Genomic DNA, 24,646 nt, shown 5'->3' on the forward strand with positions numbered 1-24,646 from the left:
TTTGCTCCCCGCGAGCCCGCCCCGAAGACTAAGGGCGCCGATCAGACCAGGTGGAAACTGGACAAATGGGTCAGCAGGTCCGCCGTCGTGACGTGCTGGACGGTGATGGTGTCGTGCGCGGCATCGGTGATCACGGCGTTGCCGGCCGCATCGTCGTGAATCGACGCCAACAGCGCCGCCTGATTCGCGAAAAGCTCGTGGCTGATGACGATCGTGTCGCTGCCCAGATGGAAGTCGGCGACGCTGACCTGGCCGAAATGCTCGGCGAAGACGAAGGTGTCGTGTCCTGCCAGGGAGACGGCTGGCGGAGCGGGGCCGCTCGCCGGACCCGCGGCCGCCGAGATCATCGTGCCGCCCTGGCCGTCATCGGTGAAACGGAAGCTGTCTTGCGACAGCGGTCCGAGGAAATGCAACGAGGTGCTGCTCGCGCCGTCGCTGAGCGACAGCAGCCCGCTGCTGTCGTCGAAATGCGCCTGCAGCGAATGAAAGGCGATGCTGCTGAGGTCGATCTGATCGCCGTTGCCGCCGAACCCGATCAGGGAGCCGCCGAAGCTGCCGGACACCGTCAGGACCACGTCCGGGCCACCGGCCAGCGTCAGGGCTTGCGTGCCCGCTGCGACGTGAGCGGGCACACCGATGGTGCCGTCGCCGTTCAGATCCTGATGAAAGCTTGTCTCCAGCGTCTCCAGCGCTGCCGAGCCGCCCGGAACGGCGCCGATTGCATTGCTGACGTAAGCACCGCTGCTGTCGGTATTCCAGACCGTGTAGAGGTCGACGCCAGCCATTTTCCAGGCGACCAGGTAGCCGCCGCCGGAGCTCTCCGCGCCGATCGGGTTCCAGCCGCCGAGCTGGCCCACGGTGACGACGCTGCCGCCGAACGCGATCTGCGGCCCGGTGCCGCCGCCGACCGGATTGAGGAAGTAGGTCGAACCGGATTGCACCAGGCTCGTCGATCCCAGCGCTTCGATCACGGCCGAGGGGATGCCGATCGTGCCGTCGCCGTTCAGATCCTGATGGAGGTTGGTCTCCAGCGCTTCCAGACCGCTGTTGGTGCCGTTGACGGCGCCGATCGCGTTGCTCGTATAGGCGCCGCTGCTGTCGGTATTCCAGACCGTGTAGAGGTCCGCGCCCGTCATCTTCCAGGCGATCTGATAGCCGCCACCGACGGTGTCCGCCGCAATCGGCATCCAGCCGCCGAGCTGACCGACGACGAGGACGGAGCCGCCGAACTTGACCTGGGGACCTGTGCCGCCGCCGACCGGGTTCAGGTAGTAGCTGGATCCGGACTGGACGAGGCTGGTCGATCCCAGGGCTTCGATGACCGTGGTCGGAATGCCGATCGTGCCGTCGCCGTTCAGGTCCTGGTGGAGGTTGGTCTCGAGCGCTTCGAGTCCGCTGTCCGCCCCGCTGACCGCGCCGATCGCGTTGCCCGTATAGGCGCCGCTGCCGTCGGTGTTCCAGACCGTGTAGAGATTGGCGCCGGCCATCTTCCAGGCGATCTGATAGCCGCTGCCGACGACGTCGGCCGCGATCGGAGTCCAGCCGCCGAGCTGGCCGACCACCAGGTTGGCGCCGCCGAACTTGACTTGCGGGCCCGTGCCGCCGCCTACGGGATTGAGGAAATAGCCGTTGCCGGCCTGGACGAGACTGGTCGATCCCACGGCCTCGATGACCGTTGTCGGGATGCCGATCATGCCGTCGCCGTTCAAGTCCTCGTGGAAGGACGTCTCGAACGCCTCGAATGCGGCCGTGCCTCCCGAGACGCCGCCGATGGCGTTGCCGGTGTAGTTGCCGCTGCTGTCGACGTTCCACACCGTGTAGAGGTCCGCGCCCGTCATCTTCCAGGCGACCTGATAGCCGCCGCCGTTGGCCTCGCCCGCGATCGGGGTCCAGCCGCCCAATTGTCCGGGCTGGACGACGCTGCCGCCGAACTTGATCTGCGGCCCCGTGCCGCCGCCGACCGGATTGAGGAAATAGCTTAGTCCGAGCTGGACCAGGCTGGTCGATCCCAGCGCCTCGATCGTCACCGGCGTTGCGGAAACGAGATGGAAGCCGAGCGCGTCCATCTGCTTGAGGTCCACGGCCGTCAGCGTCTGCAGCGTGCTGTAGGTGTAGAACTCGTTGAACGGATCGTTGCCGCCCTGCACGCCGCTGTTCAGGAAGTCGCTGGGGTCCGAGGATTGGCCGTAATCGGCGAGCTTGGTATAGCCGCCATCGAGGGAGAAATAGGCGGTCCCCGCCGTCGCGCCGCCGGTCATCAGCCGCACGCCGGGGCTGGAGAAGCGGAACAGATCGAAGACGTCGGGCTGCGGTCCGTAGGGCACGCGGCCGAAGGCGTGCGTCAGCTCGTGCAGCGCCACGCCGACCAGCAGGTTCGAATTGATGTCGGTGGCGAAGGTCGCGCTGCCGTCGTCGGTGGTCGCATCGTTGGCGCCGAGCCCGCCCCACAGCTTGAGCTGCGAATTCCACACCGCGACGTAGGACTGTCCCTGGATGCTGGATCCCGCCGGCAGGGCATTGAAGGTGGTGTCGCCTGGGCTGGCATAGTTGATCAGGTTGGACCTGACGCTCGAATAGCCCATCCACTGGCCGCCGTCAGGACCGGCTGCCGCGCCGCCGCCGACGCCGCTATAGTCGATCTTGATGTTGACGGTGATGCGGTCCGAGATCATCGAGGTGAGGATCGCGGCGGCCTGCTGAATGCCGGCCCGGAAGCTCGCGGGGGCATTCATCGCCGCGGTGTCGAACAGCAGATTGATCGTCAGTCCGCCGGCGCTCACCGCGGTGACTGCGCCAATCCCGCCGAAGTCGCCCTGCGCGAGCTGGGCCTCGACCGCCTCTTCGGGCAGCTCCACGGGATTCGACGGCGGGGGTACCCCCGCGTCGTATGGAGGTGAAGTCGTGACCGACTGTAAGTTGGATGCTCCAGGCATTGCCTCAGTTCCGGCTCATCGCGTGAGGGCGCATGGCTCGACCGTATCGACACGCTGCCGAGTCGAATCGTGACCGTCCCAAGTTACAGGGCAACGATCTTGCTCGGAGGTTAATGGGCGTTCCGAAGCCCCGGAAAACGACCGGCGATGGCTGTCGCGGGCGTTCATCGAACCGAGGTTCGCTTACGCGTTCAGTCCAGCAGCTCGGGCAGGCGGTCCAGGAACGCGGGGACCGGTAGCGCAGCACCAAAATTGTAGGGGTTGCCGCTGAGCGCGGCGCGATAACGATCGAGCTGCGGCCCGCCCTCACGCAGGGGCCGGCCGATCCCGTCCAGGCAATCGAGCTTGTAGCGGACGGCTGCCGTGATGTCCTGCGGGGTATTGGGGTGGATTTCGAGTCCGTGACGCGCCAGCACGGCGGTGTCGATCAGCAGCGCCTGCAGCGGCTGCCGATAGGTCTCGCGCAGCGAGAGGTAGCGCCGCGCGCGCCGGTCATACACCGGGCGCACGGTGAAGTCGGTGCGCTCATGCCAGAACTGGCAGTCGTTGGAGATGCAGTTGACGAGCAGCATCGGCGTTCCCAGCGCCTGCACGGCCGTGGTCAGGCCCGATGTCGTGCCGACGAACAGGCGGGCGGCGGCGCAAAGATAGAGGTCCATCTCCGCCGACTTGATGTCGCTGTGCGCGTAATCGAAGACGCCAGCCATGCCGCGCAGCGGCGTCATGCTGCGATCGCCGAGCCTGACCACGGCGCCGCCGCGCGCGGTGATCGCGGCGATGGCGTCGAGGTAGTCGCCGACATTGGCGGAGCGATGCTGGCGCGTGGTGCCGGGTCCGTCGCCGTGATAGCCGCCCTCGCGGATGTGCATCGCGACGAACCAGTCGGCGGTGACACCGGCGGCGCGCAGCCTGGCAGCCCCGGCTTCCATCAGCTCCGGCGGGATCTTCACGATCGGCTGCCGCTGCTGTTCGGCCCATGCGACCTGCGCGCGCGACGCCGCGTGAGCCCACGGCTCGGCGATGCCGTCCTTGCCCCGGACGGCGATGAACTGGTCGCCGACCAGCCGCTGATAGGGCAGCAGATCGTCGACGAGAGCGGGGTCTTCGATGATCGTGACATGCTGATCGAACAGCCTGAGGAATGGCTGGTTGACAACCTTGCTTGCCGGGGCAAGCAGCACGTAGTTGGCGCGCGGCAGCATGCCGAGCGCGGCCATGCGCAAATGGCAGTCGATGAAGCCGACGTGGCCGATCAGCGTCACCCATTCGTAGCCGAGCAGCCGGACCGGGAGCGCGGGATCGAAGATGCTGCTGACGCCGGCAATGCGCGCCATCAGCGCGTCGGGAATCGACCATTTCGCCGCCAAGGAATCCTGGTGGTCGAGTGCGGCCTGATAGCTGCGGAACGTGTCCTCGTAGCGCCCCTGGTGATAGAAGTTCTCGCCGAGCTGGATCAGATTGTCGTAGATCAGGAGCTCGCCGGCATGCTCCAGCTCCCAGGTGCTCGGCGTATAGGTCGATGGATCGTAGCCGCCGGCATAGTTCTGGTGCGCCATCACCGAGCGGGGATCGCGCGCGACCGACGCCTTGAAGCACGCGGCGGCCTGAACGTGGTCGCCGGCCAGGGCATGGACGGCGCCGAGCTTGCGCAGCGCGTTGCCGTCGCCCGAGGCCGCGGCCGCCGTCAGGAAATGCGCCGCGACCGGAAGATTGCCGCGATACATGTGGGCGACGCCGACCGCGAAATTGATCGCGAAGCTGTCGATCGTCTCCGGCCGCGGCACCTCGCGCACGATCCGGTCATAGGCGCTGCATAGCGCCATGGTGGTGAAATAGGCCTGCGCGCCCACACCGGCTCTGGCGCGCACATTGCTGCGGAAGATCAGGTTCAAGATCCGCACCGCACGCAGCGCACTCGGCTTGCGGCTGGCGGCGAGGTGAATCTGCGCTGCCGCGGCCAGCGTGGTCGAGGCCGTCAGCGCCAGCAAACGGCCGAGGCGCGATCCCTTTGCCAATTGCCGGTCCATCAGCCGGAGCAGCGTCGCACCGGCCGGCGCGACGATCAGCCTGCTGTCGACGATGTTCGCGGCGCGGGTGGTCAGCGGCAGCAATTGCCGGCGCCGCGCACTCAGAAACGCATAGAGGCGAAACGCGGATGCCGTCAGCCACGTCCGCGGCGACCAGCGGCTTCGCGGCGTCTGCGGCGACGGTTGCTCGGCCGGCACGGTGAGAATCGGCGCAGGAACAGTCTTGGCACCGAGGCGGCGCCGGAGAGAGCCGAAGGGAGCGCGGGCCGTCATGGCGCGCGATAGCCAGGGGTGGCGGACAAGATCGCCCGTCGTGCGGCGGTCTGGGCAAGCAGGCGCGTCAGCGACATCGGCCGAGTCCGGAGCGTGACCCAGGCCAGCGCGGCCAGGCGGCCGACGGCCCCGAAGCTCAGCATCACCCGAAGCAGGTGCGTGTCGAGCGCGTTGCCGTCCAGCAAGGCGGATACGCGCTCAGCCTTGACGCGCGCAGCCTTGGCCGACGGCATCGTTTCACCGCCGAGCACCATCCGCGCCGCGCCGAAGCGATTGCGCCGGGCGAATAGATCGCCATAGCCTTCGGGGAACAGTTTGCTCTGCGCAATCAGCGCGCCGATGTCGGCGAGCTTGGCGTTGAGCGAAGCCGGATCGGTCGCCGTCGCCGTCGAATAGTTCTGGCCGTGGATGCGCCAGTAGCCGAGCGCCTCGGCGATGAAGCAGCAGCCATAGGTCAAGGCCAGCCGCCGGGCGAGAAAGGCATCGGAGAACGAGCCGAGCTTGACGTCGAATCCGCCGAGCGCCTGCAGGGCTGTCCGGCGATAGAGCGAGGTGGTGCCGGAAAAGTAGTTGTCGCCAAAGCGCAGCGCCTGGCGAAGGTCGGCCGGTGCAAGCATCGTCGATGCCAATGCGGGCAGCATGATCGGCCGCAGCATCCGTCTTGCGGACGGCCCCCGAGGGCCGATGATCTCGCAGCAGGCGAAGACCAGACCGGCTTCGGGGTGGCTGGCCGCCTGCGCCATCGCCTTTTCGAGATAGGTCGGATGCAGCGCGTCGTCGGCCCCGAGAAAGCCGATCCATTCGGTGTCCGCGATCGCCAGCGCCTCGTTCTGACCGCGCACGACGCCCTGGTTGGTCTCGTGGCGGATCAGCCGCCAGCTCGGCCGGTCCGCCACGAAGCGCGAAATGACCGCGATGCTGTCATCGGTCGAGCAGTCGTCGATGATGAGGACGCGGTCTGGGGCGCGGGTCTGGCTGGCGATGCTGCCGAGCGACTCGGGCAGGTAGCGGGCATGGTTGAAGTTCGGGACGACCAGCGTGACGGTCGGCAAGGTTGCTGGGCGGGTCGTCGTAGTCATGGCTCAGCGAACGTCATGGCACATCATCCCCGATGCCTGTCTCTCACGGCTTCGGGAGTTCCTTGACAACGTCGTCCAGGGCGCCGAAGGCCCGCACGCGGCCGCCATCAAGATAGAGCCCGAGATTGCAGGTGTCGCGCAGCAGGCCGTGATCATGCGAGGCGAGCACGACGATTCCCGAGCGGTTCGTGATCTCCTGCAGCCGGCCGTGGGTCTTCTTGCGGAACTGCGCGTCACCGACCGCGATCCACTCGTCCATCAGGATGATGTCGCCGTGAATCGAGGCGGCGATCGAGAACACCAGGCGCAGCAGCATGCCGGAGGAATAGGTCCGGATCGGCAGCTCCAGATAGTCGCCGAGCTCGGCGAATTCGGCGATCTCCGGCACGCGCTGCTCGATCTCCTCGGGCGAGAGCCCGAGGATGAGGCCGCGGGTGCGGATGTTCTCGTAGCCCGAAGCCTCTTCGTCCATGCCGAGACCGATGTCGAACATCGGAACGTTCCGCCCCACGGTCCGCAGCGATCCGCTCGTCGGCTCGTAGATGCCGGCGAGCACGCGGATCAGCGTGGTCTTGCCGGCGCCGTTGTGGCCGAGCAGGCCGAGCCGGTCGCCCTGCTTCAGGGTGAAGCTGATGTCATCGAGCGCCTGGACGAACTGGAACGAGCCGTCGCTCTTCGAGACCCGGCCGCCGACGCGTGAGGCCGCCTTGATCGCCAGATGCCGGAATGATCGTGCGTTCGGGGGTGCGACGGGAAATTCGATACCGATTTGCTTGGCTTCAATGAGAGTCATTCGAGGCGGATCCAGAGGTCTCCGGCCATGATGTCAGGCCCAATACACGACGCGCGACCGATAGCGCGTGTAGATATAGATCATGGCCGCGGTCAGGACCGCGACCGATCCAATGGCGCCGGCCCAGGTCGCAAGGCCGGGAACGTCGCCCATCAGCGGACCACGCGTGACCGCCAGCAGATAGGCGATCGGATTGAGCGTGACGATCAACTCGCCGCCGCGGATGCTCGACGGCTCCCAGATGATCGGAGAGATGAAGAACAGGAGCTGCAGCACCGCCGCCATGACGGGCGGCACGTCGCGATAGCGCACGCAGATCATCGAGACGATCACCGAGGCGCTGACGACGAAGACGTAGACGATCATCAGGCCGAGGATGGCGAGCACCATTCCGAATCCGACCGACCATGGATAGACGAGCCAGATGAACGGGATCACCGCGATGTTGTGCAGGAAGATGATCAGGTTGCGCTGAACCATGCGCATGACATGGATCAGGATCGGCATGTCGACGGCCTTGATCATGCCGCCTGCATTGATCATCGTGTAGCAGGCTTCGCTGAGCGAGGACGAGATGAAGCTCCAGATGGTCATGCTGACCATGAAGTGGGGCAGGTAGGTCTTCATGTCGGCGCCAAGGAAGCGGCCGGCCACCGTGCCCATGATCAGTGCGGTGATCGCATTGGTGGCCGTGATCCACCACGGGCCCAGCATGGTGCGGCGGTATTTCGATCGGATGTCACCGGCCGCGAGCGCACGCCAGGTGACGTGACGGGTGATGAACGGCGCGATGTCCTCGCGGCAGCGCGCCCAGGAGATGCGGCGCCGATCCGCAACCACGAACCGCTCGACCTGTCCATCGGTCAGGGTGGTCATCCTTCTACCTCGCGAGAGCCGTAAGTATTTGGCTTACCAGCCGAAAGCGGTTGGACGTCCGTCACGCCCGGGGGCCAATCGCCGGGGCTTGCTGGACCATGTTACGCGGGCACTGTCAACCGGTCAGCTTGAGGCCGCCGCCGCGGGCTCAGATCGCGACCGAGCCCGAGGCGTCGACGATCCGCGGCTCCGGCAGCGGCACCAGGAAGCGGCCGCCGGCGTCCAGGTAAGCCTGGTTGCGCTTCAGGATCGGCTCCGCATAGATCCAGGCGAGGATGACGACAATGTCGGGCTTGCGCGTCGCGAGCTCGCTGGACGGCAGCACCGGGATGTGGGCGCCCGGGCTGAAGCGGCCGTGCTTGAGCTGGTTGTCGTCGACGATGAACTTGATCCGGCTCTCCAACTCGAAATGGTAGAGCAGGGTGGTGGTGGTGGTCGAGGCGCCGTAGGCCGCGACCAGCTTGCCCGCGGCGATGGCCTGATCGAGCGTGGCGAGCACCCGGCGCTTGCAGTCTTCGATGGCGACGAACCAGTCGCGGTAGATCTGCGGCTTGGTCACCCCGCGTCGCTCCTCCTCGGCGATCAGTTTCGACAGCTCCGCCGAGCGCGGCCGCTTGCCGGTCGATTTCGGCTGCGCAAAAGCTCGGATCGAGCCGCCCTTGGTGCCGGTGCGTTCGACGTGGAACAGCGTCATGTCGTGCCGGTTCAGGAAGGTCTCGAGCGGGATCAGCGCGTGATGCGAGACGTGCTCATGGTAGATCGTGTCGAACACCATGTTGTCGATCATGTCGACGATGTAGGAGACCTCGAACACAAAGGCGCCGTCGTCGGCGAGCAGCAGACGGATGCCCTTCACGACGTCGGACATGTTGTCGATATGCGCGAACACGTTGTTGGCGCAGAACAGCTTGGCCTCGCCCTGTTCAGCCTTGATGCGGGCCGCCAGCGCGCTGGTGAAGAAATCCGGGATCGTCGGCACGCCTTCCTTGGTGGCGGTCGCCGCGATGTCGCGGGCTGGGTCGATGCCCTGCACGCGCATGCCCTCGTTCTTGAATGCCTTGAGCAGCGAGCCGTCGTTGCTGCCCATCTCGGCGATCAGACTGCCCTTGGGGATGCCGAGCGAGGACACCACCGATTGCGCATAGCGCTTGAAGTGCTCGACGAGGCCGAGCGAGACCGAGGTGCGATAGGTGTAGTCGCGAAACAGGATGTCGGGATCGACGACGTCGAGATTCTGCAGATGGCCGCAGTCGAGGCAGAGATAGCAGTCGAGCGGGTAGAGATCCTGCTTCTCGCTCAGCCGGTCGGCCGTCACGAATGCGTCGCCGATCGCCGAAGGCCTGATCGGCAGCACGTGATCGAGCGAGGTCGAGCCGCACAGGCGGCAATCGGTCTTGTGCTTGACGTGCTGCATGAGGTGTCGATCCTGGGTTGGCGATCCCGCAGGCGGGATGGTCGGCCGAAGAGGAATTTGCGGCGGGTTTTACAGGCCGGCGAAGCTCTTGGCGACCTCTTCTTGCCAGACTGTGGACACTCCGCCATCCAGGAACAGGCTCTGCCCGTTGATGAACGACGCGCGCGGGCTGCAGAGGAAGTCGAGGGCGTCGGCGCATTCCTCGGCCGTCCCGAGCCGGCCCAGCGGGACCAGCTTCCGGTAGGTCTCCATCAGCTTCTCGTTCTGTTCATAGAAGATGCGCGATTCGCGCTTCAGGTAGGTCAGCGGCATGATCGCGTTCACGCGGATGCCGCGCCGGCCGAGCGTTGCGGCGTAATGCCGGACCATCGCATTGAGGCCGCCCTTCACGGCATGGTAGCCGACCGGCTGCGAGGAGCCGACGAATTCGGCGTAGACCGAGCTGACCACGCCGATGGCGCGGTCGCCATCGCCAGCGAAATGGCCGGAAAAGCCCTCGATCAGGTCGCGCGAGGCGGTCAGGCCGACCTGGATCTCGCCGGCCCAGGGATCGCCCTGGCCGCGAAAGCGCTGGCTCAGGACGAGGTAGCGGACCGGGCCGGAGGCCTCGGCGATCTCGCGCCAGAGCCCGGCAAAGCTCTCGCTGCGCTCGAGATCGGCGGAAAAATGCTTCAGGCCGGGCTGATCGGGAAAATCGGCCGGGCACTGCCGCGACACGACGCTGACGGCGCAGCCGCGCGCCAGGAAGCGTTCGACGACCACGCGGCCGAGGCCGCGGGTGCCGCCGACCACGACGGCATGATCGGTCATGCCGCGACGCCCTGCCGTGCGGCGACACGCCGGACGAGATCAGCCTGGTAGGCTGCGGCCTTGGCGGTGTCGCTGTCCTCGGGCGCGAAGTCGGCGAACACGCTGGCGCCGGGGCGGAACGGGCCGTTGGTGATCTCGTGCACGATCAGGAGGTCGCTGCGGATGATCAGGGTGTGGAAGAACGCGTTCGACATCCGGTAGTAGAACGGCCGCGCACCGCCCGGCGGCCCCAATTCGACGACACGCTCGATCTGGCCGTCGTCGTCGAACACCACGATATCGACCTCGCCCTCGATGATGTGGAAGGCCTCGCTCTTGCCCGGGTGCTTGTGCGGACGGATGTAGGAGCTGGAATCGATCGCGATGATCATTTCATGCAGGCTGTCATCGCCGTCCGGATGGGCGTTGATGCGGGCCCGCCGCTTCGGGCTGGCCTTCACCGCGGCTTTCAGGGTGTTGATCTCGGCAGCGCCCACCGATGAAATGGGGCCCTCGGCCAGGAAGACCTCGGGGGATTTCTGGACGAGCGTCATGCGTGATCCCTCATGATCGAATTGTCGAGCGCGGCGTAGATCGAGCGGAATTCCACGCCCCTGGCGGCGAGCGGCGCGAGCTTTTCACGCACCTTGCCCTCGATATGCGGCGCGATCGCAAACAGGCACAGCCTGATCCGTTCGTCATCCAGCAGCCGCTCGGAGCCTACCACAGGTGTACGGAAGCCGGGCGGCAAAAAGCCGGCCTTGTCGGCATCATCGTCGACGGCCACCGCGATCAGGTCGGCCAGGCCGAAGGCGTTGACGAACATGATGGCGTGATGGCCGATGCCGAACAGCGCGATCCGGTCGCGGTCGGGACCGGCCAGGGCCGTCAGCCTGCTGCGCAGTCGCGCGCGGGCGGGGGCGAAATTGTCACGATAGGCCTGGAACAGGCTGGAAGGTCCGCGGGGATCCACCGGAGGGGCGGGAATATCGGCCGGGGTGAGGACGGCGACCAGGGCATCTTCCAGGGCGCCCGGATAGCGAAGCAGGGTCAGAACGCGATAGCCGCTCACTTCAGCGAGACGCCGCAGCGTGTCCTCGACGAAATAGCAGCTGTGTTCCTCCCACAGGAAGCAGTAGTCGCGCGCCGCGAGGAACTTGCTGCTGTCGGGGACCTCGATCAGCAGCAGGCCATCGGGAGAAAGCAGAACCTTGAGCGCTTGCAGCGCCTGCACGGGCTCCGGCGTGTGCTCGAGGATGTAGCGGCACGATACAATATCGAACGTGCCAAGCTGCGCCGCTTCGGCGGCCAGCCGTTCGGCGTGGAGGCTGGCCTGCCAGGTTTCCAGATAAGGATAGCGTCCCGGAGCGCTGGCGACGCCAAGCGCGAGGGCGCTCGCGGTGAGCCCGCGGGCCTGCAACCTGCCCAGCAGAGGACCCTCGAACGGACCGGTGCCGAGGGCGGTGCCGGCCCGCGGCTTCAACGACAGCAGCTCTCCGACCAGGGCGTCGAGATGGCCTTCCGGCTCCCGGTAGCGGATCCATGGCACCTCGGGAACAAGCGCCTCGGCCGGTGGAAGCTCGCGGAGCTGGACGAGCTGACAAGTGTCGCACGCGACGACGTCGAGGGTTACCCGAAGCTGGACACGGGTCTCGCGCGCGAACCGGTTGCAGACCGGGAGCTCACCAAGCGGGAGCGCCTGCGTGGAGATCGGCTGACCGCACAATCGGCAGCCGGATAGTGGTCCGGTGGACATGGCTCGGCTGGATCGCTCGATCAATGGGCACGCTCGGGCTCGCCGCTGTGTCCAGCGCGCCGGCCGCTATGGATGTTGCCATCTGGAGGCAACCTCAATAGCAGTGTAATCGGGAACATGACAACGTAAAATGTTCGTCCGGCACGGACCCTGGAACTCGCGTCCATTGTGATGTTTCGCGCTGCTGTTGTTCTTTGAGCGCTCGCATCTCCCTGTCGGTTCAACGGGCGAATCAGTGTCAAGAACGTCAGCAGATTTTTGTTCTGCCGCAACGGGGATTGCGCGACTGGGCAGTCTTCCAGCGGAGATGCTACAGACGATGATCAGGGGCTTTGGCTGCTATTGTTCGGCCATATGAGATCTAACGTTGGTAAGAGGGGGCGCCTGCGTGAAGGATATGGTTCTCGTTTTAAGATCGATCTTGCGCACCGTCTGCGTGAGTACGGTCCTCTTCTGTGTTCTTCTTGCGGTCGGCGCAGGGTTCCTCAACGCCTTGCTTGCGGGATTTGTGGCTTTCGTATTCATCTCGCTGGGAATCGGCCGGCTCGCGCTCGAGCGGCTGGCTCTGTGGTCGACAATTCTGCTGATTGTCGACAGGGCAGGGCTGCTGCCGATCGCCGAGTGGGTTCATGGGATCATCATACTCATTGGTCGTGGGTTGGCTTGACAGCCCGATCGGCATGCGGCGTGTATTGCTGAAGCCAATTCGAGACAGGCGACAATCGGCATAGCCTTCTCCTGGTCTGCCGCAGGGCGGTCTGGATGTTCGAGAACGGGGGCTGGCCGTGAGCCGGAGATGGAGTTGGGGTAGCCGATGCAGCGCTTCAAGGAGCCGCTAGTTCTGCAGAGCCCTGTGCGCAGACGCGGACTCCTTGAGCTGTTCGACGCACTGGAGACTCTGCCGGCCGAAACGGCGCGTTGGAGAGAGCGGTCTCTGCTGGCGCCGCAGCGATGGGCGCGCATCCTGATTGTCGGCACTGCCAGGCTGCTGAGCCTGCTGCCGCCGCGGCTGGCGTTCCTGATCCTCGCCCTCTTCGAGATCGGAGAACTTCGCGACCGCCGCCTGCTGCAAAGGGCCTATCAGGCCCACTGCGCGTCTCTGCTGGCGAAGGACCCTGACCTGCGGTTTTCGGGATTGCTCAGACGGAGCTTTCCGATGCTGTCAGCGGAACTGCTGCTTCGGATCGGGGCCGATTGGGAAGCCTATGATCTGGTCCTCCAGCATCAGCTCGCAGCCCGCTCGCCGGAACTGGCGCACATGATGGTTCGCGCGCTCTTCGAGCTCGGGGAGTTCGACAAGGCCTATCGGCTGGCCTCGCAGCTGGATCTGAGGGCAAGGTCGGAATCGGAGATACATCTCACCTTTCTCAAGAGCATGCTCGAGATCATGGTCGGCAACGAGGCCCGCGCGGTCGAATGCATGTCGGAGGCATGCCGTGGTATTCCCGACTACATGCGTCCTCACCAGAACATGGCGTCGCGGCCGGCGCGGAACTATCATCCCAACCCTCTTGATTTCGCCTGCGGCGCCGCGGGCAGGCTGTTCGATCTCTGCAACTTCACCGGCCAGCGCGTGACTCATGTCGGCTCTGGCGACATCGGCATCGGTCTGTTCACGAGAGCGCTCGCGGCGCAGTCGGAGCTGCTCGGCAGGGCGGCGCCGGCCATATCGGCGGAGGCCAGCCACCTGTTGCGCAGGTTGGGAATTCCCCTGGAGCAATTGCGGGTCCTTCCCGAGGAATGGACGACCCAGATTGGTCACCTCGGCATGCTGGACATCCTGTTCCGAATGCGCGACCTGGGGTGGTGGTCGGGAAGACCGCTGATCGTCGTCCGACCGAATTGCGTGGCCAACAAGGCGTTTCTTCGGCTGTTCGAAAGGTTCGCCGATATCGTCGTGATCGGCGAGACCGTCTCTCACGCGCTCGGCGAAGAGCTGCTGTCGCTGCAGCGCTGGTACGGCATGAACTTCAATGTGTTTCGGCTGCCGAACGGTGACGTCGTGCCGTGGCAGGAAGCCGGGGCGCTTGCCATGCTGCAGTGGGAGCGGGATGGCCGCGGGCATCCCTTGCGCGACCAGTATGACCGGATCTACGAGGCGGCGCCGAAGGTGCAGGACGACTATCGGCGGATGCGCGAATCCTGGGGCATGAAGCCGGACGACTGGTACGTGTGCCTGCACACCCGCGACGGTTCTCACTATTCCGAGGTCGACGGGACCGGGCAGACCCATCGCAATGCGCCGATCGAGACCTACCTCGATGCCATCGACGCGATCACCCGCAGGGGAGGCTGGGTGATCAAGCTCGGTGGCCCGAATTCACCCGGACTTCCACCGCTCGACCGTGCAATCGATTATGCGCAGAGCAAGTTCAGATCCGAACTGATGGATATCTGCCTCATCCGGAATGCCAGAGCCTTCATCGGCACGACGTCAGGGTTGACGAATGTCGCGATCAGCTTCGGCATTCCGTGCGCTCTCGTGAACTGCATCACCACGGATCCGCAATTGTGGAACAGCGCTGTCCGGTTTGCGCTGAAGCCGGTGCGTCTCGCCGACGGCAGGATGCTGACCCAGACGCAGCTCACCTCGTCCCCCTGGCGCTGGCGCCTGTTCGACGCCTGCGTTCTCAGCCGCAACGGAGCGCAGCCGTCGAACAACACGTCAGACGAAATTCTCGCGGTCGTCGAAGAGGTCGTCGATCTCGCTTGCGGACGTGCGGCCAACACCGCCTCGCAGCAACTCCTGTCGCTCTGGAGGGAGCAGCTTGTGCTGCCTCACTATTACGGCGGCGGCACGATCAGTGCCCACTATCTCGCGAAGTACGAAAGCGCATTCCTGGTGCCTGGAGCGGCCTCGGCGGCGAGGAGCCTTCCCGAGGTCGCTGTGGCGCGACAACGTTAGTCTGGCAGCGCGGCCCAACTGTTCGCGGCCTGCGTCGTCAGGTGCGCGCCTGGTCCGGGCGGCATCGCTTGATGCATCGCGCTGTCCTCACGGTTCTCTCAGCAGGTCTTGAGCGTATTTCTCGAGGAAATATTTGCTCGGCCGCGAACTGCCGAAGAAGCCCGGCACCTGGACGTGACGCTCCCATTTGCCGTCCACGCCGGGGGCGGGTCCTTTCCGCCGGGGATCGGAGATTTCGAGCACCTCGCGCACGGTTTCCAGGATTTCGTCCGAGCTGCTCTCGCTCACGACGAGTTTGGCACGCGCCATGGATTCATGGGTCGGGTAAGCCCAGCGATACTCCTCCGAGGTCCATTCGCTCAGCGAAAGCATCTGGCCGTCCGCCCTGTGCACCGGCTTGAGCGCAAAGCGGGTGTCCGTCGACCACAGCAGGCCGATCGAACTCAATGCATTTACCATCGCAGTCGGGATGCCGAAGCTGCTTGCCACATAGGCGAAGCCGGAGGTCGTGCCGATGAACATGCGCGCACGGCGCATCAAGTGAATGTCCATCTCCGGAAATGCATCGTCGCTGCGGGCGTAGTCCACCACGCGTTCCATTTGCGGGAACGGCGGCACTTTGCGACCGCCCATCCGGACAACCCATCCGCCGCATTCGGTGATGTGGCGGACCGCATCGAGATAGCTCGCGAGCGACGCGTTGCGGATGGATTCGCCGACGCCTTCGGTATCATTCCGGGTCTGGGCATCCCGCACGTGCAGGCAGACGAACCAGTCGCCGTCCGCCATCCCCCACCTGCGCCGGTAGTCCTGGTACGTCTGCTCGACGCGGTTGTCGGCAAGCAGGCGGCGGTCGTAGATGTCGCGCAGCGGAAAGCTTCGCTGCCGGCTTTCCCACTGCTTGAGCGCGAGTGAGCCCGCATCGTTCCAGTACACCGCACGTCCGTCCTCGAAGCGGAAGGCCTGGTGGGAGTCGCCGATGAACGGGGTGAGGCTGGCGAGTTCGTGCCAGACTCCGGCGGTGACGTTCTCGCCCAGGGTGAGCGTCGGACAGATCTCGGAGAACAGCGACAGGAACGGCTTGTTGGCGATCCGGTCCTTGTAGGCCAGGAGCACCGGCTGGCCCTGCCACCACCCCATTTCGCGCATCATCAGATGAACGTTGAGATGGCCGTTATGGCCGATCAACGCGCTCCAGTCCGGAGAAAGCAGCCTGACGTCCGACAGATCCGTGTCGAGCTTCTTGAGAAGGGCCTTGAGCTCGGCGCTGGGCGCGGGAAGATGACGGCGCAACCGCTTCTGTGTCTCCGTCAGCTTGGTGTAGACCTGCGGGACATGGAAGCCCTCGCCGCTGTGATATGTCGTCAGCAGGAGGTGGCGATAGGCGTAGAACAGGTTGATCTCCGACAGCACCTTGCGCTGCGGATGGTCGGCGGGGAAGCGCTCCCAGTATTGGCCGCGCTCCTCGCGTGCGACGAGGATATCGTCGTGCCGCGGGAGACCGAGCTGAGTGACGAGGGTCTCGATCAGCTCCTTGTCGCAGAAGAAGTCGGGAACGTAGCGGTCGAGCGGTGCTTCGAACAGCTCGGGTTCGCCATCCCTGCGCGCATCGTATTGCCGTCCTTCGAAGGACGTCTGCTCGAAGCGGAAGTTCCGGTGCTCCAGCATGATCTTGATCAGCTCGGCAAACCGGCGCAGGTCCTGCGGACGAAGCGCGGTCCAATTGATGGTGTGGGCCTGCGCCAGCAGCTCCATGAAGTAGCCGGACGTCAGCTTTTTCGTCAGCTTGCCGAGCGCCTCCATGAACTCGTCATCGACCCGCTCCCAGTCGATTTTGGGAAACAGCTCCAGAACGCGCTTCTCCTTCTCGCACATGAGAAGGAACAGGATCAGCTCGTTGCCGTACTGACCCGAGTGGCCGCGGGTCAGCACCCATTGCATCTCCTTTTCGATGTCGGGACCGCAGAAATAGCGAAATTGCCGGTCAAACTCGTTCCGATGTGCATAGCGGTGAAAGACGAGCGCCACCATGAAGGCCTGTTTGAAGGTCAACAGGGCGAAGATCAGGTCTTTCAACGATTCCGCCCGTTCCTGCCCGGCTGCATTCAGAAACCAGCCGATCGCCCTCGCGGCGCGGCCGGCGAGGTTCGACTTCAACGATTGTACCAGACTGCGTTGACGTGGCGCGGAATGCCCGGCTGGATTTGAGTGGACGGACTCGAAGAGCATTTCCAAGGCCCCATGACGATATCGAAGATTTCACCGGCGCAGCACTTCTGCGGCCCGACTGTCCGGCATTGAAACGGGCCTGCCAGCGTTCCAGACCAGACAGGGATTGCGCCCTGGCGTGGCAGGAGCATAGAGCGCGAGTCGGTCGGCCGCCAGTCCAAGCGTTCGCGGCCTGTCAGGGGGAGGAGACTTGAACGGACCGCTGCCCTCAGGGATGGCAGGCAGCTCTCGGACGGGGCGTCCAGGCGGCTGTTGGGCTCGCGAGAGCGGGGCAGGGCTCCTGGGGTGTCGGCAAGTCCGGCGGCAGTGCTTCGCTCGATTGAACCAGGGCGTGCCGGCCTGTTCCGCCCGATTCGGGTTGATCGGGTCGGGCCTTCACAGTAATCGTTGCGGGCTGTTTCCGAGGTTGCGCCGGAGGTGCCGTTTGCCGCTCGACACCATTTCGACCGAGAGCCCGGCCGTCGGCAGCGCTCCGGTCCGCGAACTGACTCGCGCGGAACGTACATTCGGCCGATATTATCCTCTGTTGCGCCTTCTCGCGCGGCTTCCGGGCCGGCATTTTCTGCGCAATCTGGCATTCACGGTGCTGCCCTTCAGGGCGAGATTCTTGCTGACGGTACAATTCCGCCATTTCTTCCAGCATCCGGGCCTGGACCGCCACTTCGTCTTTTTCTGCGGTCCTTTCGTGGGCAGGCACCTGCCCTGGATCTTCAACAGCTCCGTTTGGCAGCGCTACCCGAGCGAGGTTGCATTTTATCTTCTACTCGCGGGGCACCGGAAGGAAGCGCTCCCGCTGTTTCGCCGGTTGACGTGGGACGGGGAGCGCCCGATCGCCGAACTCGCCTTGCAAGGAACGGGCGTCGTCGGTGACGGCTACTCGATGGATATGCTGACGCAGATCCATTTTCTTGACTGGCAGCATGTTGCCGAGGGGTCGCCGGCGATGCGGACCTTCGTCCGGATGATGTTGGAGCATCGCAACTTTCAATATGAGGAACGGGCTTTTCGCGGGCGTGTCGAGTTCGATCACGTGCCGAGGGACGTTTCGGCCGAACAATTCATTCCTTATTTCTTCCGCGACCGCGAGGTGATCGTCCGCCTGATGCAGGAACTTGGTCTCGTCGATTCGACGGGCGTCCTTCGTAAGCTGGACGAGTCCGGGCAGTACTGGGAAAGCCTTCCAAGCTATCTGCCTGATCGCACGGTCTGTCTCGACATCTACCTGTTCTATGCCTATCGCGAACTCCTGCTCAGGACTTACCACAACGGGGAAGGAGACAAGGTCCCTGTCGTGTACAGCCGCGGTCTGGACACGCAGCGTCGCCTTCGCCGTCAGCTTCCGAGGCCGTCCGCCGAGCTGAAGCGCGTGCTCGACGGGGTCGGTGTCGAGCTCGGCGATGTCAGATTGCTGTCACCCGATTGGAGCGCGCTGATCGGCCACAATGGGCATCTGAACGTGCACCTGATGATGCGGAGCATGGGCTGGTGGAAGGGACAGCCGGTCCTGCTCGCCTACAAGGACCGAATCGCCAACAAGCCGTTCCTGTCGCTGTTCTCGGACATCTGTCCGACGCTCACCCTGGGCGAGAACGTCAGCGCCGGCGTCTGGCACGAGCTTGCCAGCCTGACGCCTTTCCTCGGTGACTCGCATCAGGCCTTCCAGTTCGAGGACGGCCGGACGATGTATTGGAACGATGCCGGCGCGATGGCTCTCCAGCAGTGGGAGCGCGACGGCAGGGGGTTTCCGTTGCGCGACATCTATGACGCGCGCATTCAGGCGGACGACAGGACCGAGCTGCTGTACCAGTCGCTGCGCCGGAAATGGGGGCTTGCGCCCGGCGATTGGTTCGTCTGCCTGCACATGCGCGACGCCGAGGCGCGCGGCGAGACTCTCGGCACGGGCGAGTCGATCCGCAGTGCCACGATCGGCAACTATCTCGACACCGTTCGTTACGTCACCCAGCAGGGCGGCTGGGTGATCCGGATGGGCGGACGCAAGGCGCCGCCGCTGCCGGACATGCCGCGCGTGATCGACTACGCGCGAAGCGAGGATCAGGTGGCGGAGATGGACATCCACCTGATGCGCCGCGCGCGCATGTTCATCGGCACGACCTCGGGCTTTGCCTATGTCGCCACCAGCTTCGGCATCCCGACCGCCATGGTCAACGCCCTGAGCTCCGTCGGCCTGTTATGGTCGAAGGACACGCGCTTCTCGCTGAAGCCCGTGCACACGCGCGAGGGGCGCATGCTGTCGTTGAGCGACGTCACCTCCGAGACATGGCGCTGGACGTTCCCGACCTATGAGACCGTCAAGGCCGCCGGCCTCACCGTCGGCGAGAGCTCCGCCGACGAGATCCTGGAGACCACCCGGGAGGTGCTGGATCTGTCGTCCGGGGCGCCCGTCATTCCCCCGGTCGACGATGCCTGGGAAAAATGTGTGAACATCCAGGGATTCTTCGGCAATTCACGGCCGTCCCGCTATTTCCTGGACAAATATGCGGCGTCGCTGCTCGATCGCTCCTGAACCGAAACGGTCCGATGAACTTCGCCCAACCGAACATGTCCCTGGAAGAAGCCCGCGCCACGCCGCTCGGCTACCGTGCCGACATCGACGGCCTGCGCGCCGTCGCCGTGCTGCCGGTTCTCTTCTACCACGCGTTTCCCGCGGCCGTCCCCGGCGGCTTCTACGGCGTCGACATCTTCTTCGTCATCTCCGGCTATCTGATCACCGGGATCATCCACAAGCAGATGCTGTCGAACAGGTTCAGCATCGCCGATTTCTATGCCCGCCGGATCCGCCGCATCTTTCCGGCGCTGATCACGGTGGTGCTGGTCACCTTCCTGATCGCCTGGTTCTTCCTGCCGCCGCGCGAGCTGAAATCGCTCGGCACCAACATCGCCGGCGGTGCGGTCTTCATCCAGAACTTCATCCTGCTCGGGCAGGTCGGCTATTTCGACCTCGCCGCCGACAAGAAGCCGCTGCTGCATCTGTGGTCGCTGGCGATCGAGGAGCAATACTACATCGTCTGGCCGCTGCTGCTGATGCTGATCGGCTCATGGCGGCGCAGGAGCCTCGCCATCACGGTCGCGCTGGCGGCGGCGTCGTTCGTGGCGTGCCTCATCGTGCAGCCGCGCGCGCCGGAGTATGCGTTCTATCTGCCGGTGACACGGGCATGGGAATTGCTGGTCGGCTCGGGACTGGCGCTCTGGGTCAATGGGCGCAGTGCCGAGGCCGGTCCGCGGCCGCTGATCGATGTCCCGCTCGTCCGCGAGCTCATCGCGCTGGCCGCGATGCTCGCGATCGTGTTCGCCTTCTGGCGCTACGGCCGGCTCACGCCGCATCCGGGCGTTCACACGTTGCTGCCGGTGCTGGGCGCCGCCGCCCTGATCGCGACCAGCGGCACGCTGGTGCATCGCTATGTGCTGGCTTCGGCACCGGCCGTCTTCGTCGGCCTGATCAGCTATCCGCTCTATCTCTGGCACTACCCGCTGATGGCCTATGCGCGCATCCAGTTCATCGATGCGGTGCCGGTGTGGGTCATGCTCGCGATCATCGTGGCCAGCATGGTGCTGGCCTGGGCCACCTACCGCTTCATCGAGCGGCCGATCCGTTTCGGCCGGCGCCTGGTGCCGCTCAAGGTCGGCGGACTCGTCGGCGGCATGGTCGCGCTCGGCATCGTCGGCGTGGTCGCCGACCGCACCAATGGCATGCCGGCGCGCATTCCCGCCGAGCTTCGCGGCTTCATGCTGGACGGGAGCGAGACTGCCCGCTTCTGGCGGTCCGACAAATGCCTGCTGAAGCCGGATCAGAGCGCGTCCGAATTCTCACCAGAATGCGCCGGCACCGGCCGCCATCCCCTCATCCTGGTCTGGGGCGACTCCTATGCGGCCTCGCTCTATCCGGGACTTGCTCATTTCGGCGCTGAGCGGGGATTCGAGGTCGCGGAATACACAGCCTCGGCCTGCCCGCCGCTGCTCGGTTTCGTCCATCCGGAACGGCGGTTCTGCAAGGGCGCGAACGACTTCGTCATCCAGAAAGTCGCCGAGCTGAAGCCGGATCTGGTCCTGTTCTATTCGACCTGGAGCTATGGTGCGGACGACCTGCGTAATGGGCTGGACAGAACGGTCGCGGCATTGAAAGAGCTCAATGTCCCGAGAATCGTCCTGCTCGGGCCGCCGGCGACCTGGCTTGGCGAAAGCCTGCCGGCGAACATCCTCGATTATTATTTCCGCACGCATTCGCTGCTGCCGGCGCGCACCAAATTCCGTTCCAACGACAATTGGACGCGGGCGCTCGATGAGTTCCTCCAGGCGCAGGCGCAGCGTGTCGGCATCCAGTACATCTCGGCACGCCGCATGATGTGCAACGACGACGGCTGTCTGGCCCGGATCGGCGCGGACGGATCGGACCTGACCGCGTATGACAGCGGCCATTTGACCTATCCCGGCTCCCTCTTCATTGCCAGACAGGCGCTTGAGGTGTTGCCTGGCTTCGACAAATAGTCGCGTCGTTCGCCCGTGGTCGCCATGGATCGTCGGACAGAGCAGACCGGTTGGGCCGGGCATGAGGCCGGGGACGGCGTCGGCCGGGCAGGGCGCCGCTATCTCGGCTGCCTGCTCGGACTGACGGCGGCGATGCTGGGTGGCCTCGGCGTCTGGCTCGCCGCGCAGGGAGGCGACCATTTCAGTGCGATCAGCAGGCCGGGTGATCGGTCTTGGTACCGCAATTTCGGTGGCGACAGGGTCACCGAGATCCAGGACCAGGATCTGTTCTACCATGGCATCGGCCGGTCGATCGACAATGCCCGTCAGGCCGACGTCATCATCCTCGGCTCATCCCTGGTGTCGTTTGCGCTCGACGAGACCGTCATGCGCGAGCGCCTCGAGCAGCCCTACGGCCTGAAGTTCTACAACATGGCGTTCGTCGGCGTTGCCAGCGGCGAGTTCGCACGGCAGATCGCGCTGAAGTATCACCTCCATCCGCGCCTGTGGATCTTGAACGCCGACGATGGCGGCGGCGGCGGCAACTTCTTCCACCGCAATCTGACCCGCGCGTTCGGCGCCGACGTCCGTCCGATCCCGAGCACGAAGCTCAGCCGCTACGGCGCGACCTACGAGATCATCCGGCGCAATCTGCGCTGGCGGTTCGAGGACGCGACGCGGCATTTGCGCGAGGCACTCACCGGCCCGCGATCCGGACCGCTGCCGCGCTTCGACCGCGATGACCGCACCGGCGCCGCCGACATGAGCACGTTTCCGCGCTTTCTCGCCGACGGCAATCCGGGCGTGAAGATGACGCGCGATCCCGACTGTCACACCACCCCCGACGTGATCGCCAATGCGCGTGACTTCGTGCAGTCGCTCGGCGCGCCCGTGGTTCTGACCTTCGTTCCGAATTTTCACGGCTGCCTGACCCAGGTTCGTGAGATTGCGGCTGCGATCGGCGTCGAGACGGCGACGCCGGCGCGGACCGACTATTCGAGCTGGGATGGCGGGGGTCATCTCGACGCCAGGGGCGCGGCCGATTTCACCCGCGACCTCGTTGGCGCTCTGGAAAGGACGCGAGCGTTTCAGGGAATGCGTGAGAATGGCGATCATCGAAAGCCTTGACCCTGCGGCCGCAGCGGATCGCCACGAGCGGCCGATCAGCCGGGCGCACGCGCTGCTCTATCGTCCCGACATCGACGGCCTGCGCGCGGTCGCCGTCATCGCCGTGCTCGTCTTTCACGCCTTCCCGCGGCTGCTGCCCGGCGGTTTCGCGGGCGTCGACGTGTTCTTCGTGATCTCGGGCTATCTGATCACGGGCATCATCGACCGGCAGTGCGCGGACAAGAGCTTCAGCTTCGCGACTTTCTACGCCCGCCGCATCCTCCGGATCTTCCCGGCTCTCATCACCGTCGTGCTGGCGACGTTCGCGATCGCCTGGTTCATATTCCCGGTCGCCGAGATGGAAGCGCTCGGATCCAACATCAAGGGCGCCGCCGCCTTCATCGAGAACTTCATGCTGCACGAGCAGATCGTGGGCTATTTCGATCCCGGCGCGGAGCGTCTCCCGCTGCTGCACCTGTGGTCGCTCGGCATCGAGGAGCAGTACTACATCGTCTGGCCCGCAATGTTCGTGCTGATTGCCCGATGGCCATCGCAGAAGGCGGCCATCGTGGCCGCGCTCGGGCTCGGATCCCTCGCGGTCTGTCTGTCGACCCCCGCAAGGGAGGCTGCGTGGGCCTTCTATTCGCCGACCACGCGCGGCTGGGAGCTGCTGGCAGGCTCGCTCCTGGCGGTGTGGCTGCGCCGGCGGGCCGATCGTCCGATCGGTGCGGCGACCAGCAACATTCTCGCGGCTGTCGGCGTGGCGGGCCTCGCCGTCGCCTTCTTCGCGTTCGGCGCCACCTCGCCCTGGCCCGGCATTCGCGCCACCATCCCCGTCCTGGCGACCATGGCCCTGATTGCGGCCGGCGACACGCCGGTTCAGCGGGTGTTGGCGTGGCCCGCGCTGGTGTTCGTCGGCCTGATCAGCTACCCGCTCTATCTCTGGCACTTCCCGCTGATCGCCTTCACCAAGCTGCAGTTCGGCGGAGCGGTTCCGGCGTGGATCCTGCTCGCGGTGCTCGGGCTGAGCACCGTGCTGGCCTTCCTCACCTATCGCTTCATCGAGCTGCCGATCAGGTTCGGAGCCGCGCCCGTCGCGTGGCGGGTGGGGCCGTTGCTGGCGGCGATGGCAGCCCTGGTCCCGATCGGTGTCGCGGCGACAAGCACGCGCGGCCTGCCGGTCCGGTTCGCGCCGGAGATCAGGGGCTTCATGCTCTCGGGCTCCGAGACCTCCTCGCACTGGCGCCGTGGCCGCTGCCTGCTGCTGCTGCAGCCGGCCTCCGCGTTCGGCGCCGACTGCGCCGGGCAGGGGCGCCGGCCGCTGCTGCTGATCTGGGGCGATTCCTACGGCGCGGCGCTGTATCCGGGGCTGCTGCATCTCTCGACAGAGCGCGGCTATGACGTCGCGCAATATACGGCCTCCGCCTGTCCGCCGCTGATCGGCTATACCTTGGAGGCCCGCCCGTTCTGCAAGAGCATCAACGACGACGTCGTGCTGCGGATCGGCCGTCTCCGGCCCGACGTCGTCATCCTCGACGCGACCTGGGGCCACGCCGAGGCCGTGCTGCGCGAGGATCTGCCGCGCACGGTCGCGCAGCTCAGGGCCAACGGCATTGCGAAGATCGTGCTGATGGGACCGCCGCCGAGCTGGCAGGGCGTCGGCCTGTCGCACAACGTGCTCGACTACTACCGGCAGACCGGAACCGTGTTGCCGGAGCGGACGCTGTTCCGCTCCAACGACGAATGGACGCGCGGCCGCGACGCGCTGTTTCGCGAGCTGACGCGTCAGCTCGATATCGAATTCATCTCCGTCCGCGACGTGTTCTGCAACGACGAAGGCTGTCTCAGCCGCATCGGCCCCGGCGGCTCGCAACTGACGGCTTTCGATCCCGGGCACCTCACGGTGCCCGCCTCGATCTTCTTGGCGCGCCACGCCATCGACGACCTCCTGGGGCCTGCCCGGCAGCCGCCGCGGTAAGCAGG

At 65.3% G+C, this 24,646-nt stretch carries 16 protein-coding genes; 6 read left to right on the forward strand and 10 right to left on the reverse strand.

What is annotated here, in order from left to right:
- Positions 1-41: 41 nt before the first annotated feature.
- The 9 genes from ACQR1X_RS22035 to ACQR1X_RS22075 form a co-directional block, all read right to left on the reverse strand.
- Positions 42-2,933, reverse strand: coding sequence for an NF038122 family metalloprotease (locus ACQR1X_RS22035; protein WP_434899548.1), 2,892 nt, complete (start codon positions 2,931-2,933; stop codon positions 42-44).
- A gap of 191 nt (positions 2,934-3,124) precedes the next feature.
- A complete protein-coding gene (locus ACQR1X_RS22040) occupies positions 3,125-5,233 on the reverse strand; it encodes a TIGR04372 family glycosyltransferase (protein ID WP_434899549.1) in 2,109 nt (702 codons plus the stop codon).
- Positions 5,230-6,312 carry a glycosyltransferase family 2 protein gene (locus ACQR1X_RS22045; RefSeq protein ID WP_434899550.1) on the reverse strand — a complete coding sequence of 361 codons (1,083 nt, stop codon included), beginning with the start codon at positions 6,310-6,312 and terminating at the stop codon, positions 5,230-5,232. The genes ACQR1X_RS22040 and ACQR1X_RS22045 overlap by 4 nt, the downstream gene beginning before the upstream one ends.
- Positions 6,313-6,355: 43 nt before the next feature.
- Positions 6,356-7,105: an ABC transporter ATP-binding protein gene (locus ACQR1X_RS22050; RefSeq protein ID WP_315805277.1), complete on the reverse strand. Its 750-nt coding sequence runs from the start codon at positions 7,103-7,105 to the stop codon at positions 6,356-6,358.
- Between the two features lie 33 nt (positions 7,106-7,138).
- Positions 7,139-7,981 carry an ABC transporter permease gene (locus ACQR1X_RS22055; RefSeq protein WP_315805278.1) on the reverse strand — a complete coding sequence of 281 codons (843 nt, stop codon included), beginning with the start codon at positions 7,979-7,981 and terminating at the stop codon, positions 7,139-7,141.
- Positions 7,982-8,129: 148 nt separating this feature from the next.
- Positions 8,130-9,395, reverse strand: coding sequence for a methyltransferase domain-containing protein (locus tag ACQR1X_RS22060; RefSeq protein WP_434837815.1), 1,266 nt, complete (start codon positions 9,393-9,395; stop codon positions 8,130-8,132).
- A gap of 69 nt (positions 9,396-9,464) precedes the next feature.
- Positions 9,465-10,205: an SDR family NAD(P)-dependent oxidoreductase gene (locus ACQR1X_RS22065; RefSeq protein WP_315805280.1), complete on the reverse strand. Its 741-nt coding sequence runs from the start codon at positions 10,203-10,205 to the stop codon at positions 9,465-9,467.
- Positions 10,202-10,738 (reverse strand): WbuC family cupin fold metalloprotein, encoded by a 537-nt coding sequence (locus ACQR1X_RS22070; protein ID WP_315805281.1) that lies wholly within the window; start codon positions 10,736-10,738, stop codon positions 10,202-10,204. Before ACQR1X_RS22070 ends, ACQR1X_RS22065 begins: the two co-directional genes overlap by 4 nt.
- Complete coding sequence (locus ACQR1X_RS22075) at positions 10,735-11,940, reverse strand: class I SAM-dependent methyltransferase (RefSeq protein ID WP_315805282.1); 1,206 nt, start codon at positions 11,938-11,940, stop codon at positions 10,735-10,737. Before ACQR1X_RS22075 ends, ACQR1X_RS22070 begins: the two co-directional genes overlap by 4 nt.
- 397 nt (positions 11,941-12,337) lie before the next feature.
- On the opposite strand from ACQR1X_RS22075, the gene ACQR1X_RS22080 reads away from it, so the two are divergent.
- Positions 12,338-12,607, forward strand: coding sequence for a hypothetical protein (locus ACQR1X_RS22080; protein ID WP_315805361.1), 270 nt, complete (start codon positions 12,338-12,340; stop codon positions 12,605-12,607).
- Positions 12,608-12,754: 147 nt separating this feature from the next.
- The gene (locus tag ACQR1X_RS22085) at positions 12,755-14,845 is read left to right on the forward strand and encodes a TIGR04372 family glycosyltransferase (RefSeq protein WP_434899551.1); all 2,091 of its coding nucleotides are present in this window, start codon (positions 12,755-12,757) and stop codon (positions 14,843-14,845) included.
- Between the two features lie 87 nt (positions 14,846-14,932).
- Here the strand turns inward: ACQR1X_RS22085 and ACQR1X_RS22090 are convergent, their stop codons facing one another.
- The gene (locus tag ACQR1X_RS22090) at positions 14,933-17,002 is read right to left on the reverse strand and encodes a TIGR04372 family glycosyltransferase (protein WP_434899552.1); all 2,070 of its coding nucleotides are present in this window, start codon (positions 17,000-17,002) and stop codon (positions 14,933-14,935) included.
- Between the two features lie 496 nt (positions 17,003-17,498).
- Here ACQR1X_RS22090 and ACQR1X_RS22095 point away from each other — a divergent pair, with 496 nt between their 5' ends.
- The 4 genes from ACQR1X_RS22095 to ACQR1X_RS22110 are packed head-to-tail and all read left to right on the forward strand — an operon-like array spanning position 17,499 to position 24,641.
- Positions 17,499-19,598, forward strand: a complete 2,100-nt coding sequence (locus ACQR1X_RS22095) for a TIGR04372 family glycosyltransferase (RefSeq protein ID WP_434899553.1) — start codon at positions 17,499-17,501, stop codon at positions 19,596-19,598.
- A gap of 14 nt (positions 19,599-19,612) precedes the next feature.
- The gene (locus tag ACQR1X_RS22100) at positions 19,613-21,577 is read left to right on the forward strand and encodes an acyltransferase family protein (RefSeq protein ID WP_434899554.1); all 1,965 of its coding nucleotides are present in this window, start codon (positions 19,613-19,615) and stop codon (positions 21,575-21,577) included.
- A 24-nt stretch (positions 21,578-21,601) separates the two neighbouring features.
- Positions 21,602-22,684: a hypothetical protein gene (locus ACQR1X_RS22105; RefSeq protein WP_434899555.1), complete on the forward strand. Its 1,083-nt coding sequence runs from the start codon at positions 21,602-21,604 to the stop codon at positions 22,682-22,684.
- Positions 22,662-24,641: an acyltransferase family protein gene (locus tag ACQR1X_RS22110; RefSeq protein ID WP_434899556.1), complete on the forward strand. Its 1,980-nt coding sequence runs from the start codon at positions 22,662-22,664 to the stop codon at positions 24,639-24,641. Before ACQR1X_RS22105 ends, ACQR1X_RS22110 begins: the two co-directional genes overlap by 23 nt.
- Positions 24,642-24,646: the final 5 nt, after the last annotated feature.

The sequence above is a fragment of the Bradyrhizobium sp. HKCCYLRH3073 genome (assembly GCF_051167995.1).
Taxonomy (GTDB): domain Bacteria; phylum Pseudomonadota; class Alphaproteobacteria; order Rhizobiales; family Xanthobacteraceae; genus Bradyrhizobium.

Excerpts from the sequence above, each read along its gene's own strand:
- ACQR1X_RS22075 (WP_315805282.1), bottom strand. The coding sequence starts at position 11,940 with ATGTCCACCGGACCACTATCCGGCTGCCGATTGTGCGGTCAGCCGATC.
- ACQR1X_RS22070 (WP_315805281.1), bottom strand. The coding sequence starts at position 10,738 with ATGACGCTCGTCCAGAAATCCCCCGAGGTCTTCCTGGCCGAGGGCCCC.
- ACQR1X_RS22045 (WP_434899550.1), bottom strand. The coding sequence starts at position 6,312 with ATGACTACGACGACCCGCCCAGCAACCTTGCCGACCGTCACGCTGGTC.
- ACQR1X_RS22055 (WP_315805278.1), bottom strand. The coding sequence starts at position 7,981 with ATGACCACCCTGACCGATGGACAGGTCGAGCGGTTCGTGGTTGCGGAT.
- ACQR1X_RS22040 (WP_434899549.1), bottom strand. The coding sequence starts at position 5,233 with ATGACGGCCCGCGCTCCCTTCGGCTCTCTCCGGCGCCGCCTCGGTGCC.
- ACQR1X_RS22080 (WP_315805361.1), top strand. The coding sequence starts at position 12,338 with ATGGTTCTCGTTTTAAGATCGATCTTGCGCACCGTCTGCGTGAGTACG.
- ACQR1X_RS22060 (WP_434837815.1), bottom strand. The coding sequence starts at position 9,395 with ATGCAGCACGTCAAGCACAAGACCGATTGCCGCCTGTGCGGCTCGACC.
- ACQR1X_RS22065 (WP_315805280.1), bottom strand. The coding sequence starts at position 10,205 with ATGACCGATCATGCCGTCGTGGTCGGCGGCACCCGCGGCCTCGGCCGC.
- ACQR1X_RS22035 (WP_434899548.1), bottom strand. The coding sequence starts at position 2,933 with ATGCCTGGAGCATCCAACTTACAGTCGGTCACGACTTCACCTCCATAC.
- ACQR1X_RS22100 (WP_434899554.1), top strand. The coding sequence starts at position 19,613 with ATGAACTTCGCCCAACCGAACATGTCCCTGGAAGAAGCCCGCGCCACG.
- ACQR1X_RS22110 (WP_434899556.1), top strand. The coding sequence starts at position 22,662 with ATGGCGATCATCGAAAGCCTTGACCCTGCGGCCGCAGCGGATCGCCAC.
- ACQR1X_RS22085 (WP_434899551.1), top strand. The coding sequence starts at position 12,755 with ATGCAGCGCTTCAAGGAGCCGCTAGTTCTGCAGAGCCCTGTGCGCAGA.
- ACQR1X_RS22050 (WP_315805277.1), bottom strand. The coding sequence starts at position 7,105 with ATGACTCTCATTGAAGCCAAGCAAATCGGTATCGAATTTCCCGTCGCA.
- ACQR1X_RS22105 (WP_434899555.1), top strand. The coding sequence starts at position 21,602 with ATGGATCGTCGGACAGAGCAGACCGGTTGGGCCGGGCATGAGGCCGGG.